Consider the following 16,545-nt stretch of genomic DNA (forward strand, 5'->3'; position numbering starts at 1 on the left):
CTCAAGAGCGAGATGGACCGGCTCACGCGGGCCCTGAACATCGCCGAACGAGATCTTGCCGAGGGCACCGAGTCACGAGCCGAGGTGAAGATCCTGCTCGACCGAGCGGTCGAGGCGATCAAGACCTGCCACCGGGTGTACGCGGAAACACAGCCACCCATCCGCCGGATGCTCAACCAGGGGTTCTTCAACAAGCTCTACATCAACGACGATGGCAGCGTCAGCGACGGTGAGATCCAGGAGCCGTTCGCGCACCTCGTGGCGCACCTGTCCACGGTGTTCTTAGACAAGCGGAAGAGCCGAGTGCCACGCGTCATCCAGGACCAAGTGCGCGAGCTCGAACTGACGGGAACAGACGGAATGTCGAACCGAGCAGCCCTGGCACTCGTGAAAGAGGTTGAGGCAAGCGAACTTGCGACGCTACTGAGCTTCGACCGGGGCAAACAAAACCGGCCCACCCTTGTGGGTGGACCGGGTTCGACCAACGAACAGTTGGCGGAAGCGGAGGGATTTGAACCCCCGGACGCTTTTACACGTCTCTCGCTTTCAAGGCGAGTGCATTGGGCCGCTCTGCCACGCTTCCGTGTGCGATCTTAAACGGCCCGAGCGCCGGAGTCCCAATCGCCCCTTATCGTCGCGTGGCGGTACCGGACGCGTCCATCGCCGCATCGACCTTCTCGAAGATGTCGCCGAGCACGTCGAGTTCCTGGGGACCGAGCAAGTCGACGAGGTGTTGGCGGACGCTGCGGACGTGCGTGGGTGCCGCCTCGGCCAATCGCCGACGGCCTTCCTCGGTGATGACCGCAAGCACCCCTCTACCGTCGTCGACGCAGGTGCTGCGGGAGACCATGTCCTGGACTTCCATGCGTCGGATCTGATGCGTCAGGCGGCTTCTCGAGGACAGGACGCCGTCGGCCAACTCGCTCATCCTGAGGGAGCCGTCTATCGATTCGGACAACATCACCAGAATGCGATATTCGGCCATCGACAGGCCGTGTCCGTCCTGCAGATCCTTGTTCAGTACCCCCATCAATCGTTGCCCGCCGTCTACGTAGGCGCGCCATGCTCGCATTTCCGCAGTATCGAGCCACTGCGGGTCCCCCCCGGAACCAATGGCTGAGTCAGCTGTCACCCGCGTCATCCTAGGCAAGAAATCTACTCACGAGTAGCTTGCGTTGGTTGAACGTTCGATTCAAGCCACAGACATAGGGTCGAGTTATGACAGATCCCAACATCGAACCGCCTTACGTTGCCGCATCCGACAGATACGACGCCATGGCCTTCCGGCGAGTGGGATCCCGCGGGCCGAAGCTACCGGCGATCTCACTGGGGCTGTGGCACAACTTCGGCGACGACGTACCGCTGATGAACCAGCGCGCGATCCTGCGTCGCGCCTTCGATCTGGGCATCACCCATTTCGATCTGGCCAACAACTACGGCCCGCCGTACGGCAGCGCGGAGAAGAACTTCGGACGGATCTTCTCGGAGGACTTCGCCGGATATCGCGACGAACTGATCATCTCGAGCAAAGCCGGATGGGACATGTGGCCCGGCCCCTACGGTTTTGGTGGCTCTCGCAAATACCTGCTGTCCTCACTGGATCAGTCGTTGACGCGCATGCGTCTGGACCATGTCGATATCTTCTACAGCCACCGCCCCGATCACGACACCCCCGTCGAAGAAACCGCCGGAGCGCTGATCAGCGCAGTGCAGCAAGGCAAAGCCCTCTACGCCGGCATCAGCTCGTACAAGCCCGAGGGGACGCAGAAGATGGCTGATCTGTTGGCCGACGCGGGCGTTCCCCTGCTGATCCACCAGCCCAGCTATTCGATGGTCAATCGGTGGATCGAGCCCGAGCTACTCGATACTCTCGACGCGGTGGGGGCAGGCGTCATCGCGTTCTCGCCGCTCGCTCAAGGCATGCTCACCGACAAGTACCTCGACGGCGTACCGCCCAATTCGAGAGCAGCACAGGGTAAGTCGTTGAACCCGGACTGGCTCACCGACGAGCACATCGGACATCTACGTGCCTTGAACGACATCGCCGCCACCCGCGGTCAGTCACTCGCGCAGCTCGCGCTGAGCTGGGCGCTGCGCGACCCGAGGGTGACGTCGGTACTGATCGGCGCATCGAGCGTCGAGCAGCTCGAGAACAATGTGTCGGCGCTGGACAACCTGGACTTCACCGAGGACGAACTGACGCAGATCGACCAGCACGCCGAGGACTTCGGGATCAACCTCTGGGACCTGTAGGGGCGCTTCGCAGTGGAGTGGCTGAGCCCTCGGGTCGTTGCGAAGGCTCCACTCTCGAGTGCCCCAGAGGGCACTCAAACGCACCACTGCGCCGGAGGCGCATCATGGATGGATGCACGCCATCACATTGAAAGAATTCGGCGATCCCGACGTCATGGAGTGGACCGAGGTTCCCGACCCCCGTCCCGGCCGCGGGCAGGTGATCGTCGATGTCTCGGCCGCCGCCGTCAATCGGGCCGATCTGATGCAACGACAGGGATCGTATCCACCGCCGCCCGGGGCCAGCGATATCCTCGGCCTCGAATGCTCGGGCGTCATCTCCGAACTCGGAGAAGGTGTCAGCGGTTGGAGCGTCGGCGACAGGGTGTGTGCACTGCTGGCAGGCGGCGGCTACGCAGAGCAGGTAGCCGTGCCCGCCACCCAGCTGTTTCCCATCCCGAAAGGCCTCGATCTTCATGTGGCCGCAGCACTTCCGGAAGTCGCCTCCACGGTGTGGTCCAACCTGGTGATGGACGCACACATGCGCTCGGGTCAGGTATTGCTCATCCACGGGGGCGGCAGCGGAATCGGAACGCACGCAATTCAACTCGCCAAGCAGATGGGCGTCACCGTCGCAGTGACGGCCGGCTCGAAGTACAAACTGGACATGTGCGCAGACCTCGGTGCCGACATCATGATCGACTACAAGAATCAGGACTTCGTCGCCGAGATCCGTTCTCACACAGACGATCACGGTGCCGACCTGATCCTGGACAACATGGGCGCAAAGTACCTCGACCGAAACATCGACGCCCTGGCGATGGATGGCACGGTCGTCACCATCGGCATGCAGGGCGGGGTGAAGGGCGAGCTGAACTTCGGCAAGCTGCTCGCCAAGCGTGGCTCGGTGCACGCGGCGGGGTTGCGCGGACGCCCCGAAACCGGGCCGTCGAGCAAGGCGAACATCGTCGCGGACATGACGGCGAATCTGTGGCCGATGATCTCGGAGGGCCGCGTCACGGCCGTCGTACACGCCGAGATTCCGATCACCGACGCGGCACGAGGACACCGAATGCTCGACGAGGCCGACACCATCGGCAAAGTGATCCTGCGAGTTCAGTAGCGCCGGTCGTAGGTCGTGCGCTCCGCTAGAGAGCGAGCGCGTTGAGCGCCTTGACGAGCTGATCTATCTCGTAGCGGGTGGTGTACGGAGCCAGACCGATGGAGACGGCACCACCCTCGTCGTTGACGCCCAGTGCATCGAGCAGGCGGCTGCTGCCCTGTACTCCGCTGACGCTACCGATGCGGGCCTGAGCGAGCTGCTCGGACACCTTCACCGCAGGCACGCCCTCCACCGTGAAGCTCACGGTGGGGACACGGGTGGGCGCATTGCCCAGCACCATGACGTGATCGAGCGAATCGAGAGCGTTCATCAGGTAGTCGAAGAGCCCGTCGTGGTAGTACTGCAACGATCCGATCGACAGCTCGAGGCGTTCACGGCGGGTACCGGTCGCCGCATCGTCGAGATTGGCCAGGTAGTCGATGGAAGCCACGACACCGGCCAGTAGCGCATATTGGTGACTGCTGACCTCGAGCCGCGCAGGCCCCTTGGCCGACGGATTGAGCGACATCGACGGAAGTTGTTCGATCAGCGTCGGGTCGCGGAAGATCAGCGCGCCCACAGACGGGCCACCCCACGCAGCTGTGTCGATCGCGACGACGTCGGCCCCGAGTTCCTTGATGTCGACGTGGGCATAGGGGGCAGCCCCGGCCGCGTCGACCACGACCAGTCCGCCGACCTCGTGCACCAGGTCCGCCGCGACCCGAACATCGGGCGCGCTGCCCACGATCGGCGACGCCGCGGTGACGGCGACCAGGCGCGTGGTGGAGGAGATCAGGTCCTCGAACTGCCACGTCGGCAGCTCGCAGGTGTCGATTTCGACCTCGGCCCAGCGCACGTGCGCGCCCGTCCTACTGGCAACCCGCAGCCACGGTGCCACGTTCGCTTCCTCGTCCAGACGCGAGAGCACCAGCCCGGTTCCCAACCCGAGCCGTGAACTCAACGACTCCGCCAGCCAGGACAACAGCGTCGCGCGATCCGGACCGATGACGACCCCTGACGGATACGCACCCACCAGATCGGAGATCGCGACGCGGGCAGATTCCAACAGGGCTGCACTGCGCTTGGCCGAGGTGTTGCCCGCCGAATGGTTGGTCGCACTGTGCCGGAAGGCCGTCGACACGGCCGTCGACACCCGATCGGGAATCAGCATTCCCAGTTGAGGGTCGAGATGAATCCACCCGTCACCGAGCGAGGGGATGGAACCTCTCACTCGCGCGACGTCGTAACCCATGCCGGACACTCTAAGCGCCGACCGGTCGAGCGCGTGTTCCACGTCCCGTTTCGCCAGGGAACCGTTGCCCACCTCGCACGCTCGATCCTCCCCCGACCTCATCTGTTCCCGACGACCGACCCAGGATAATCGCCCCGGAAGATCGCGCAACGACGAGGAACGCGTAAAGATGAATACATGACCCAATCCGAGCCGAACAGTGCCCCCGGAGACCATGTCGTTGTGATCGGCCCCAACGGAGAGCCGCTCGCCCTCAGTCGCGAGGAAGCGACCGCCGCTGCCGCCCGCGCCGCCGGATCGTCCGAGAACGAGGAATCCGACGGTGGATCGGGCCTGTCGGAGATGGTGGAACAGCCCGCGAAGGTGATGCGCATCGGCACGATGATCAAGCAACTTCTCGAGGAAGTGCGAGCCGCACCGCTCGACGACGCCAGCCGGACGCGTCTGAAAGACATCCACAAGTCCTCCATTCACGAGCTCGAACAGGGCCTCGCACCCGAACTGCGCGACGAGCTCGAACGTCTGGTGCTGCCCTTCGGCGACGACGTCGTCCCCACCGATGCGGAACTGCGTATCGCGCAGGCACAGCTCGTCGGGTGGCTCGAGGGCCTGTTCCACGGCATCCAGACTGCGTTGTTCGCGCAGCAGATGGCCGCCCGAGCCCAGCTCGAGCAGATGCGACAGGGCGCATTGCCTCCGGGCGTGATGGGCGCACCCGGCGTCGGGAGCGGCGGCAGCGGCACCGGCCAGTATTTGTGATCGGGCACCAGCGACGCCGGTGAGACGAGCACGGAGGCCGGAGCCAGGTAGTGTCGACCGTCGTGTCGGCACCAGCGAAGGACCACGAGAGCGAGGCAGGTGAACAGATGCCTGCACCGGTTTCGGACTCGCAGACCTACCGTCGAGCGTTCGGTGACTTGAGAACCGGTTTCGCTCAGCGCGAGCTGTGGCTGCATCTCGGCTGGCAGGACATCAAGCAGCGCTACCGACGATCGGTGATCGGTCCGTTCTGGATCACCATCGCCACCGGCGTCCAGGCCATCGCGATGGGCCTGCTGTATTCGGTGTTGCTCAACATCGACCTGCGCGAGTTCCTCCCGCACGTGACCGTCGGCCTGATCATCTGGAACCTCATCAGCGCGGCCATCCTCGAAGGCGGAGACGTCTTCGTCGCCAACGAAGGCCTGATCAAACAGCTTCCCAGTGCGCTGAGCGTCCACGTCTACCGCCTGGTGTGGCGTCAACTGCTGCTGCTCGGCCACAACATGCTGATCTACGTCATCATCATCGCGATCTTCTGGCCGCCCGGCGGTCTGCATTGGACCGTGATCTTCGCCATCCCGGCGCTGGTGTTGATTCTGCTCAACGCGGTGTGGGTGTCGATCCTGTTCGGCATCGTCGCCACCCGCTACCGCGACATCGCCCCGATCCTGGGCAGCTTCGTCACGCTGATGTTCTTCATGACGCCGATCGTGTGGACCACCACGGGCCTGCAGCAAATGGGCGGTGAGGCCGCCAACCGCGCCAAGCTGGTCGAGATCAACCCGCTCTTCCACTACCTGGACATCATCCGAGCCCCTCTGATCGGCGAGGATCAACAGGCGTACCACTGGTACATCGTGCTCGCTTTCACCGTCGTCGGGTGGGCGCTGGCCATTTTCGCTCTCAAGAAGTACCGGGCCCGCGTGCCCTACTGGGTTTAGGGGTCAGTAGTTGTCCATCAGCATCAGCACCCATGACGCGTGCGTCGACTTCCCCATCTTCGACGCCAAGACGCGCTCGTTGAAGAAGGCCTTCCTCGGCAAGGCCGGTGGATCCATCGACCGCAACGCCTCCGATGTCGTCGTCGTCGAAGCCCTGAAGAACATCACGATGAACCTGAAGGACGGCGATCGCGTCGGACTGGTGGGACACAACGGGGCCGGTAAGTCGACGCTGCTGCGTCTGCTCTCGGGTATCTACGAGCCGACTCGGGGTAGCGCGAGCATTCGCGGCCGCGTCGCGCCGGTGTTCGACCTGGGCGTCGGCATGGATCCCGAGATCTCCGGCTACGAGAACATCATCATCCGCGGCCTGTTCCTGGGCCAGACCCGCAAGCAGATGCTCGCGAAGATGGACGAGATCGCCGATTTCACCGAGCTGGGCGAGTACCTCGACATGCCGCTGCGCACCTACTCGACGGGTATGCGCGTGCGCGTCGCGATGGGCGTCGTCACCAGCATCGACCCGGAAATCCTGCTGCTCGACGAGGGCATCGGGGCCGTCGACGCGGAATTCATGAAGAAGGCACGTCATCGGCTGCAGGAGTTGGTCAAGCGCTCGGGCATCCTGGTGTTCGCCAGCCACTCCAACGAGTTCCTGGCTCAGCTGTGCGATACCGCGATGTGGATCGATCACGGCCAGATACGCCAGCAAGGCGGCATCGAAGACGTGGTTCGATCCTACGAAGGCGACGACGCGGGAGACCACGTCGCACAGATCTTGAAGGAGATCGAGCGCGAGGATGCAGCCGGTGACTGACCGGATCATCGGGGTCATCGTCACGCACAAGCGTCGGGAATTGTTGGCTCTGTCACTGGACGTGATCGGTGCCCAATCACGTCCGCTCGACCATCTCGTCGTCGTCGACAACGCCGACGAGCCGGCCGTACACGCACTGGTGGAATCGATCGACCTGCCGACGACGTATCTCGGCTCCCAGCACAATCTCGGCGGCGCAGGCGGGTTCGCGCTCGGGATTCTGTACGCGCTCTCACTCGGCGCGGATTGGGTATTTCTCGCCGACGACGACGGCCGCCCCGAGGGTCCGAAGGTGCTCGAAACGCTGTACGACTGCGCCCTCGCCCACGGACTCGACGAGGTCTCACCCGTCGTCTGCGATATCGACGATCCGGATCGGTTGGCGTTCCCGCTGCGCCGCGGCGTCGAATGGCGTCGGCTGCGATCCGAGCTGATCGACCCGGCGAACCCCGAGGACGACCTCTTGGAAGGCATCGCATCACTGTTCAACGGTGCCCTGTTCAAGGCGTCGACGATCGATGCCGTCGGCGTACCCGATCTGCGCCTGTTCGTGCGCGGCGACGAGGTGGAAGTCCATCGCCGGTTGCAGCGCTCGGGCCTGAGATTCGGCACGTGCCTCACTGCCGCCTACGTCCATCCCAACGGGGCCGAGGAGTTCAAGCCGATCCTCGGTGGCCGGATGCATACGCAGTACCCCGAGGACGCGACCAAGCGCTACTTCACCTACCGCAACCGCGGGTACCTGATGTCGCAGCCGGGAATGCGAAAACTGTTGCCGCAGGAGTGGATTCGCTTCACCTGGTTCTTCCTGATCACCACCCGCAATCCGAAGGGACTGGCGGAGTGGTTCCGGCTGCGCGGGCTGGGGCGTCGAGAACACTTCCGCAGACCCTGACGTGTTTGCGAACGCGTTCGAAACCGCTACCGTGTGCCCATGACGGAACCTCGGAAGCTCGCGGATCGCATCAAGATTTCGGCTCGGGAGAAACTTCAACGAATCATCGGCGAGGTTCTGGAGCAACAGACGGCACAATTGGCCGAGCAGACCGGCGACCAGCAGGCGAAACTGCTCGACCTCCTCGAGCGTCAACGCCGTGAGATCGACGATCTGCACGCGTTCATCCGCGGCCTCGAGATGCGGATGCGTCGCGATATCCCCTACGCGTCCGATGTCGAAGCAGCCGCGCAGAGCGCCGAGTTCGCCGAAGAGATGATGCCGCAGGCTCCCACCTTCCTGCGGCCCCACGCGACGCTGCGCTTCGCGCTCGGCGAGGTCTCCATCCGCGGCATGGCCCTCGAATTCGGCGTCGCCAGCGGCACGACGCTCGAGATCATCGCCGACGAACTGGCCTCACGCAAAGACATCACCGTCGTCGCCGGATTCGACGTCTTCTCCGGTCTACCCGAAACGTGGCGGACCGGTTTCCCGAAGGGATTGTTCGAGCAGGACAACATCCCCGAGGTCCCGGGCGCGCAGATCGTCCCCGGCCTGTTCGAGGATTCCTTGCCGGGCTTTCTGAAGGGCCACCACGAGAAGTTGGCGTTCTTGCACCTGGACGCCGACCTGTACTCCTCGACGGTCACCGTGCTCGATCTGGTGGCCGATCGACTCGCAGTGGGCACCGTGATCGTCTTCGACGAATACTTCAACTTTCCCGGCTGGCGCAACCACGAATACCGGGCGTGGACGGAATTCGTCGCACGCACCGGCACCGAGTTCGACTACCTGGGGTACACCGCCGACAACGAGCAGGTCGTCGTGCGTATCCGGAAGGCACCTACAGTTCGGAAGAAGTAATCACTGCCCGTACAGGCGAGCCCAGTTCTCTCGGCTCGTCAGCGTCGGCGCGGCGGCCCGGTAGGAGGCCGCAACCGCAGGCGTTTCGCTGCGCAGACGCCTGAGCGCGACCACTCCGCGCTTGAGGAGTTCGGCCGCATGTGCCTTGTTGCGCTTGCGAACTCGAACGCCCTCCTGCGAGCGATCGGTGACGATGGCGTGGGCGAACAGCGAGACGTGCCACCAGTGCGCGTCATCGGCCGAGATGGCGACGGGGCCGGGATCGACCGAGCCGCGCCACTGATTGAGCACCCTCTTGGCCAAGACCGCGAATTCCATGCTCTTCTTCGGATGCGGGCCTGCAGGAGTGATGAACATATCGGCCGGACGCACTCCGGGGACCTCGTTTGCGTTGTGCCGCTTCGTTTCTCCGTATGCAGCACGTTCGCGACGAATGGATCCAGCAGCGTCCATGCCGCCGTCGAGCAGATTGTCCGGGCCGGCCAGGAAGTCCTCGATGGCCTTGATCAGCGTGTACGCCATGCCGTACTGCATCGACACCAGGTAGCGCAGCAGATCGGTGAACAGCTGCTTGGCCAGTGCCCTACCGTCGAGGTCGATGTGCAAGGCCGCGGTGATCATGCCGTTGCGGAGGTTGAAGTAGCGGTGCCACTCGTCCCAGTCCTTCCACGCGAAATCGGCGTGCCAGACGGCCGCACCCGGCAACGTCACCGTGGCGAATCCATGTGCACGAGAACGATATCCGTACTCGATATCGTCCCACTGGAAGAACAGCGGCAGCGGGTAGCCGACCTGCCCGACGATCTCTGACGGGATGAGGCAGGACCACCAGCCGTTGTACCCGGCATCGACGCGGACGTCCTGCTGACGCTTGCGCTTGAACGCGCTCTTGTCCGACACCGCATTCTTGACGTGGATTCCGGCCTCGAGCTTCTGCAGGTTCGCCACCTCGGCACCGACATGCACGCGATCGGGATGCAGCAGGTACAGCATCTGCGCACCGATGATCGCCGGCTCGACGGTCATGTTGGCGAACGAGTTCATCCGCACGATCGCCTCGGGCTCACACAGGACGTCGTCGTCCATGAAGATCACGTTGGCCGGATCGCCGCCCTTGCCCTGCACCTCGTACAGGCCACGAGTGAACCCGCCTGCGCCGCCGAGATTGGGCTGAGTGATGTACACGAGCTTGTCGCCGAGCTCGGTGGCCACACGCTGGAACTTCTCGCGCGTCTGGACCTGATCGGTGCCCTGATCGACGACGTACACGTTGTCGACGCCCAGTAGCGCGATCGGGTCGTCGGCCATGGCGGCGACGGTATTGGCGCAGTCGTCGGCGCGATTGAAGGTGCAGATCACCACCGAGGTGGGTCGCAGCTTCTCCGGCGCGGCGACCGTCCATTCCGCGTCCTGCACCGACAGCTCACTCGACGTCGTGGTGAACCGGGCGAACAGCGCACCGCCGTCCAGGAACTGCGTGGTGGCCACCGGAACGGCGATGCGAGTCGAAGCGTCGGGCGTATCGACAGTGATACTCGCCATCGTCCGCTCGTGGCCCTTGTAGTCGGTGGCCACCAGATCCACTCGGCCTGCCCCGGCGACGTTCGCCCGCAGGACCACCTCGGTGACCGTCGTCCACCGCTGCCAGTAACTGGCCGGGAACCGTCCGAAATAGCTGTTCGTGTGCACGACGCTGCGCTTGGCGATCCGAATACCGGTACGAGTGCGCTCGGCGTTGCCCTTACCGACCGCGCTGTACATATCGGCGCTGACCAGGGGTGACGGACCGTCGAACAGAAGTCTCTGCACAGTCAGTTCGGACTCGCCGTCACCGCCGGCAGAAGCCGACACATTCGAAGGCGAGCCGAGACGATCGAGAGCAGTGCCGTCCATACCGAGAAATTCCCCATCCAGTTCCAGAAGTGACAGTGCGAGTGACGAACAAGTGCGGCCGAAGCGAGAACAAGACCACTGACCATGGTTGCACAGCCCACGACCGATCGGTTCGACGCGCGCTCTGCGAACCGTCTGCGTTTCGGTTCCACGGCACCTCGAGAGCTACAGTCGGGTGTCGTTGCCCGAACTCACGGAGTTGACCTTGCCCCCCACAGACACGCAGATCACGCGCGCTTCTCGGCCCGACGGCACACGAGAACGGCGTGTATGGGGAGCAGCTGTCGCCGCCGTCGTCGTCCTGGGGTATCTGCTGATACTCGTAGTCGATCCGCGGTTCTTCTACATCGACGACACCGAGTCAGGGGCCGTCCCCAACTGGCTCCAACTCGGACGCATCCTGCGCGATGGGCATTTCCCCTCCCTCGTGCTCGATCAGTGGATGGCCGGCAACTACCCGGTCGAAGGTCAGGGCGGGCTGTGGAACCCGGTCCAGATGGCGATCAACTACATCTCGCCGTCGATCGACAACCTGGTGCTGCTCGCGACCGCCGTCAAGCTCGGCTTCTCGATCGTGTTGGGATTGGGCGTCTACCGCGTAGCACTCGCCTACGGCGCACGTGCCAACTGGGCTGCCGTGGCAGGCGCGAGCGCACCGTTCGTCGGGTTCACCCTGTTCTTCGAGAACACCTCGTGGGTGACCGCACTGATGGGAACCGCGTGGATCATGAACGCGTGGGCCAGCTCGGTGTCCTACGCCCGCGGCCGCGGCGGCCCGATCATCCCGTTCGTATTCCTCTACCTCGCTATCAGCGTCGGGTACGTCCACGCCGCCGTGATGGCCGCCGTGATGATCGGATCCGTCGCGATCGGCGAACGCCTGTTCCAGCGTCTCTGGCGTCCAGCGCTGAAGGTCTGTGCGGTGGGCATTGCCGCCGCGGCGTGTGGGGCCCTCACCTTCCTGCCCGGAGTGCTCACGTCCGCAGTCACCTGGCGCAGCGGCGACGAAGGCACGTTCAACGACAACTTCCTGACCGCGCCCTGGTCGGAATCGCTCACCGCGAGCATCCCGACGGCTGTGACGAGCATCGAATCCTGGGCGGGTGAGACCACCGAATCGCCGGTCACCTACATCGCGTGGTTCCTCGTTCCCGCACTCGCGTTCATCGCGTGGCGACGGGTACCCCCGGGCCTGCGTGAGCTGTCGGCACCACTGATCGTCCTGGCGTTCGCGCTGATCTTCACCGCGGGCCCCAGCGACATCGGACCCATCCGCTGGCCGGCTCGCATTCTGCCGTTCGTCGCCATCTGCGCACTGATCCTCGTGGTCACGCTGATCAGCCGATACGGCACCGTCGACAAACTGCGCCCCCGGCTACTCGCAGCAGGCTTGCTGACGCTGGTGTTGCTGCTGCGTGCAAGCTCCTCCGGACCGGAATTCTTCGGCCGCCACGTTCTGGCAGCCCTGGCGATCCTGCTCGTCGGCGCACTCGCATTGCTGCTGGCGCACCGATTCTCGACTCGGGCCACCGCAGCACTGCTGCTCGTGACCATCGCTCCGGTCGCGATGTACCAGGTGGCCACTTACCAACCACCGTTCGACAAATGGTGGCTGCCCACGTCCCAATCCGAGGCCAGAGCCCAATTCCCCCAGTGGCAGGGCGCAACCCTGCAACTCGGCAGCCGGACACTGACCGAGACCGAGGCGGACGGACCCGAGGACCCGCAGCTTCCCTGGCACTCCCAGGTCTACGGCAACTTCGCCAAGGTCATGGGCCTGGACTACGTCAACGCCTACACCCCCGTCGGCTATCTCGATTTCGCCAACCTGCTGTGCTTCGAGCACGAAGGGTCGACCTGCAGCGATGCCTTCGAGCGCGTGTTCGAGATCGAGCCCTACACCGGCAGGACCTACGCCGATCTGATGCAACTCGACCGCATCGTGCTGCAGAAGAATCAGTACCCGCTCGCGAACTCCCGGCCCGCACCTGCCGGCTGGAAGTGGGTGACCGCTCCCACGCCCGAGTCCGCTCGCCAGGTCTACGTTCTCGAACGCGTCGACGGGTTGATCCCCGCATCCGCGGGACGCGTCGCCGCGACCGTCGATGCCACAGCGGTGCCCCGTACGTCCGACGCAGACTCGGAGCACGTCGAGGTCAGCTCACCGAACGGTGGCAGTGTGGTCTTCTCGCGGCTGGCCTGGCCCGGCTACACCGCGACACTCAACGGTGAAGAGCTGCAGACGAAGGGCCTGGCCGACATCTTCCTGTACGTCGACCTGCCGCCCGGCACCGAGAATGCCGATCTGCAGATCACGTTCCGGCCTCCGGGCGAACGAATCGGCCTGGCCGCCATGGCAGGCGGGGTGATCGTGCTGATCGGCCTGGTGGTGCTCGATGTGCGGCGACGCAGAAGCCCAGCCGCGCCGCAGTTCGATGGTGACGCCGAGAGCAGTTAGGCTCAGACCTCGTGATGTCCGACTCTGCTGCTGAACCGCACCGCATCTCCATCGTGGTGCCGGTCTACCAGGGTGAACGGACGCTCGGCGCACTGATCGACGAGATCATTCCGCTGACTCGGGTGACGCACACTCCCGTCGGGCGTCCGATGGTCGTCGAAGAGGTTCTGCTCGTGTTCGATCACGGGCCGGACGACTCCGCTGCTGTGATTCGGCAGCTGACAGCGGCGCATACCTTCGTTCGCGGCGTGTGGCTCAGCCGCAACTTCGGACAGCATCCCGCCACGCTCGCAGGCATGGCCTCGAGCGGCGGCGAGTGGATCGTCACGATGGACGAGGACGGTCAACACGATCCGGCCGCCATCGGCGGCATGCTCGATACCGCTCTCGACCAACAGTCCACCGTCGTCTACGCCAAGCCGACGAACGTGGCTCCACACGGGATGTGGCGCAACGCGGCCTCGCGGGGTGCGAAATGGCTGATCGCCAAGGCCATGGCAGGCGACAACACCGTCGACTATCAGAGCTATCGCCTGGTACTCGGTGAAGTGGGTCGATCCGTCGCCGCGTACGCCGGTTCCGAGGCCTATCTGGACATCGCCCTCGGGTGGATCGCAGGCGACGTCACAACGAGCCCTGTCGCGTTGCGCGAGGAGATGGACCGCCGATCGGGTTATCGATTGCGGACGCTGCTCTCGCATTTCTGGCGGATGGTGCTCTCGTCCGGCACCAAGGGACTGCGGCTGGTCAGCTTCATCGGCATCGCGTTCGCGTTGCTCGGCCTGATTCTGGTCGCCTACGTGCTGGTGTCGTACCTGGCGTTCGATCCAGGTTCCGAGGTGCAGGGCTGGGCGTCGACGATGGTCATCCTGCTGTTCGGTTTCGGAGCCACCCTGTTCTCACTCGGCGTGGTGGCCGAATACGTGGGAGTCAACGTCAAGACTGCCATGGGCAAGCCTCCGTATCTGATCGTCACCGATCCCGGAAACGGCCCGCTCGGACGCACCGAGCCCGCAGCGCCTACCGACACCTCGTCATCGCCGTGACGAGGGTGCACACCTGGATCGTCGGCAGCGGTGGGCTACTCGGCGCGGCGGCGACCCGGGAAGTGCAACGGCGCGGGCATCGCGTGCACACCAGCACGATCCCCTGGTCGGACAACGCCTTGGCCGAAGAGGCCCTGCTACAGCACTGCACGGCCTTCTTCGACTCGTTCGAGGACGGCGTGTGGAACGTGATCTGGGCCGCAGGCGCAGGCGTGAACGGAACCAGCGCAGCACAATTCGCGCAGGAGAACGACCTGATTCGCACCGTACTCGCACGCGTCGAGGCCCTCACCCCCGGACGCGCCGACAACGGAACTCTCTTCCTCGCGTCCTCGGCCGGCGGCGTTTACGCCGGGGCGCCCGGGGCTCCGCATCACGAAGGAACACAGCCGATGCCGTTGGGCGACTACGGCATTGCAAAACTGGAGGCGGAGTCCATCTCCAGCGAATTCGGGGAGCGCACCGGGATCAACGTGGTCATCGGCCGCTTCGCAAACCTGTACGGGCCGGGTCAGAACCTCGCGAAACCCCAAGGCCTCATCTCGCACCTGTGCCGTGGCTACCTCATGGCCTCGCCCGTGTCCATCTACGTGCCGATGGACACGTTGCGCGACTACCTCTACGTGTCCGACGCGGCCGAGATGGTCGCCGACACCCTTGCCATGGCGGCCACGCAACGACTCTCACCAACGATCAAGATCTTCGCCTCCGGTGGGGCCGTCACGATCGGTTCCATCCTCGGAGCGTGCCGGACCGTCTTTCGGCGACGGCCGAACGTGGTACTTGCAGCGTCACCGCTCGCGGCCTTGCAAGGTCGAGATCTTCGGTTGCACTCGACCGTGTGGCCACATATCGATCGCCGAACCCATCGCACGCTCCCCGCCGGCATCGCGTCGACCCTGTTCGCGACGCGTCAAGCGCTGGCGGTGGGTCGATGACCGAACCACAGACTCCCGCTCCCCCTGCGGGAATGAGCGGTGCGCCCGGGCCGCTGATGCGCATCATCAAGAACCAGAAGATCGCATTTCTGCTCGTCGGCGGCGTCAACACCGCCCTGGGCACCGCATGGTTCATCCTGTGGCAGTTGCTGATCGGCGAGCAATTCGGCTACCACGCTGCCATCGTGCTCGGCTATCTCTGCAACGTACTGTGCGCGTTCGCGATGTATCGATACCTGGTGTTCCGCGTACGGGGTCACTTCCTGCGTGATCTGCTGCGATTCTTCGTGGTCAACTTCGGCGCGTTCCTCGCGAACATCTCCCTGATGACCGTCGCCGTGTCCATCCTCCACTTTCCGCCCATCCCTTCACAATTGGTCGTCACAGCAGTGATGGCAGTCGTCAGCTTCTTCGGCTACCGCGACTTCTCGTTCCGCAGAAAGAGCCAGGCCCCCACATCATGACGCCCCGTGTTTCCGTCGTCGTCCCGGCGTACAACAATGCCGAGTATCTGGCCGAGACCATCGATTCGATTCTCGCCCAGACGTTCACGGACTTCGAACTGGTCATCGCCGATCATTCGTCGACCGACGGAACCCTCGCCGTCGCGCAGAAGTTCGAGGACCCACGAATTCGTCTCCTGACCACTCCGGCCGGAGGCGGGGCGCAGGCCAACTGGAACCGCGTGACCGGCGAAGCCACGGGAGAGCTGATCAAACTCGTGTGCGGCGACGACACCATCGCGCCCACCGCGCTCGCTACCCAGGTGCAGGCCTTCGACGACAACCCGACCGCCGTTCTGGTCGCCTCGCAGCGGACGCTGATCGACGCCTACGGAAAGACCGTCATTGCCGCCCGCGGACTCGGCGGACTGAAGGGGACGGTCTCGGGCAGAGTCGCCGCCCGAACAGCAGTTCGGGCCGGTGCCAACATCTTCGGCGAACCCGGCGGGGTCATGATGAAGCTCGCAGAACTGCGCGAGGTCGGCCTGTGGGACAACAGCCATCCCTACCTGATCGATCAGGCCACCTTCATCGCGGTCGCGCTCCGCGGCGACATCGTGGCAATTCCGCGACCACTGGCGTCGTTCCGCATCAACTCCGGCCAGTGGAGCGTGGAACTGGCGACGCAGCAGGCGCGGCAAGCGGCGGACTTCCACCGCTCACTGCAGGCCGGCGACCCCACGTTGCTGTCCGACAACGATGTTCGCATCGGTAACGCCAAGGCGCTGATGACCTCGTTCATGCGTCGAGCGGTGTACTTGCTACTGCGACATCGGATGTCGCGCAATAGCTAGCGTCGCGGT

Annotated in this window: 16 protein-coding genes and 1 tRNA gene; 12 read left to right on the forward strand and 5 right to left on the reverse strand. The window is 64.3% G+C overall.

The genetic code is table 11. The annotated features are described in order from the left end of the window. Positions 1-72: 72 nt before the first annotated feature. The 3 genes from ACOQFP_RS07875 to ACOQFP_RS07885 all read right to left on the reverse strand — a co-directional run bounded on the left by ACOQFP_RS07875 (position 73) and on the right by ACOQFP_RS07885 (position 1,141). Complete coding sequence (locus ACOQFP_RS07875) at positions 73-267, reverse strand: hypothetical protein (RefSeq protein ID WP_421583963.1); 195 nt, start codon at positions 265-267, stop codon at positions 73-75. A 226-nt stretch (positions 268-493) separates the two neighbouring features. Beyond that, positions 494-583: transfer RNA gene (locus ACOQFP_RS07880), tRNA-Ser, on the reverse strand. A 45-nt stretch (positions 584-628) separates the two neighbouring features. After that, positions 629-1,141 (reverse strand): MarR family winged helix-turn-helix transcriptional regulator, encoded by a 513-nt coding sequence (locus ACOQFP_RS07885; protein WP_421583964.1) that lies wholly within the window; start codon positions 1,139-1,141, stop codon positions 629-631. A 77-nt stretch (positions 1,142-1,218) separates the two neighbouring features. Between ACOQFP_RS07885 and mgrA the strand changes: the two genes are divergently transcribed. Together mgrA and ACOQFP_RS07895 are read left to right on the forward strand one after the other, a co-directional pair. Beyond that, entirely contained in the window at positions 1,219-2,253 is a 1,035-nt protein-coding gene (gene mgrA / locus ACOQFP_RS07890) for an L-glyceraldehyde 3-phosphate reductase (RefSeq protein WP_206491179.1), read from the forward strand. 112 nt (positions 2,254-2,365) lie between these two features. Beyond that, positions 2,366-3,355, forward strand: coding sequence for an NAD(P)H-quinone oxidoreductase (locus tag ACOQFP_RS07895; protein WP_421583965.1), 990 nt, complete (start codon positions 2,366-2,368; stop codon positions 3,353-3,355). A 25-nt stretch (positions 3,356-3,380) separates the two neighbouring features. On the opposite strand, the gene ACOQFP_RS07900 is transcribed toward ACOQFP_RS07895, so the two are convergent. Further along, entirely contained in the window at positions 3,381-4,586 is a 1,206-nt protein-coding gene (locus tag ACOQFP_RS07900) for a cysteine desulfurase-like protein (protein ID WP_206491181.1), read from the reverse strand. A gap of 177 nt (positions 4,587-4,763) precedes the next feature. Between ACOQFP_RS07900 and ACOQFP_RS07905 the strand changes: the two genes are divergently transcribed. The 5 genes from ACOQFP_RS07905 (at position 4,764) to ACOQFP_RS07925 (ending at position 8,904) form a co-directional block, all read left to right on the forward strand. Then, entirely contained in the window at positions 4,764-5,345 is a 582-nt protein-coding gene (locus tag ACOQFP_RS07905; RefSeq protein WP_421583966.1) for a bacterial proteasome activator family protein, read from the forward strand. A 107-nt stretch (positions 5,346-5,452) separates the two neighbouring features. Beyond that, complete coding sequence (locus tag ACOQFP_RS07910; RefSeq protein WP_206491183.1) at positions 5,453-6,289, forward strand: ABC transporter permease; 837 nt, start codon at positions 5,453-5,455, stop codon at positions 6,287-6,289. A gap of 16 nt (positions 6,290-6,305) precedes the next feature. Continuing rightward, positions 6,306-7,106, forward strand: a complete 801-nt coding sequence (locus ACOQFP_RS07915; RefSeq protein WP_421583986.1) for an ABC transporter ATP-binding protein — start codon at positions 6,306-6,308, stop codon at positions 7,104-7,106. Then, positions 7,090-8,001 carry a glycosyltransferase gene (locus ACOQFP_RS07920; protein WP_421583967.1) on the forward strand — a complete coding sequence of 304 codons (912 nt, stop codon included), beginning with the start codon at positions 7,090-7,092 and terminating at the stop codon, positions 7,999-8,001. The genes ACOQFP_RS07915 and ACOQFP_RS07920 overlap by 17 nt, the downstream gene beginning before the upstream one ends. A gap of 39 nt (positions 8,002-8,040) precedes the next feature. Further along, positions 8,041-8,904, forward strand: coding sequence for a TylF/MycF/NovP-related O-methyltransferase (locus ACOQFP_RS07925; protein WP_341244815.1), 864 nt, complete (start codon positions 8,041-8,043; stop codon positions 8,902-8,904). On the opposite strand, the gene ACOQFP_RS07930 is transcribed toward ACOQFP_RS07925, so the two are convergent. Further along, positions 8,905-10,797, reverse strand: a complete 1,893-nt coding sequence (locus ACOQFP_RS07930) for a glycosyltransferase (RefSeq protein WP_421583968.1) — start codon at positions 10,795-10,797, stop codon at positions 8,905-8,907. A 205-nt stretch (positions 10,798-11,002) separates the two neighbouring features. On the opposite strand from ACOQFP_RS07930, the gene ACOQFP_RS07935 reads away from it, so the two are divergent. Genes ACOQFP_RS07935 through ACOQFP_RS07955 form a run of 5 tightly spaced genes read left to right on the forward strand, consistent with a single transcriptional unit; the run spans position 11,003 to position 16,536 of the window. Beyond that, a complete protein-coding gene (locus tag ACOQFP_RS07935; protein WP_421583969.1) occupies positions 11,003-13,255 on the forward strand; it encodes a hypothetical protein in 2,253 nt (750 codons plus the stop codon). A 14-nt stretch (positions 13,256-13,269) separates the two neighbouring features. Then, positions 13,270-14,301: a glycosyltransferase gene (locus ACOQFP_RS07940; protein ID WP_421583987.1), complete on the forward strand. Its 1,032-nt coding sequence runs from the start codon at positions 13,270-13,272 to the stop codon at positions 14,299-14,301. Continuing rightward, on the forward strand, positions 14,298-15,239 hold the full coding sequence (locus ACOQFP_RS07945) for an NAD-dependent epimerase/dehydratase family protein (RefSeq protein ID WP_421583970.1): 942 nt from the start codon (positions 14,298-14,300) through the stop codon (positions 15,237-15,239). The genes ACOQFP_RS07940 and ACOQFP_RS07945 overlap by 4 nt, the downstream gene beginning before the upstream one ends. Further along, positions 15,236-15,703, forward strand: a complete 468-nt coding sequence (locus tag ACOQFP_RS07950) for a GtrA family protein (protein ID WP_206491189.1) — start codon at positions 15,236-15,238, stop codon at positions 15,701-15,703. The genes ACOQFP_RS07945 and ACOQFP_RS07950 overlap by 4 nt, the downstream gene beginning before the upstream one ends. Next, positions 15,700-16,536, forward strand: coding sequence for a glycosyltransferase family 2 protein (locus ACOQFP_RS07955; protein ID WP_421583971.1), 837 nt, complete (start codon positions 15,700-15,702; stop codon positions 16,534-16,536). The genes ACOQFP_RS07950 and ACOQFP_RS07955 overlap by 4 nt, the downstream gene beginning before the upstream one ends. Positions 16,537-16,545 lie beyond the last annotated feature (9 nt).

It is taken from the genome of Rhodococcus sp. MALMAid1271 (assembly GCF_049195265.1).
Taxonomy (GTDB): Bacteria; Actinomycetota; Actinomycetes; order Mycobacteriales; family Mycobacteriaceae; genus Rhodococcoides.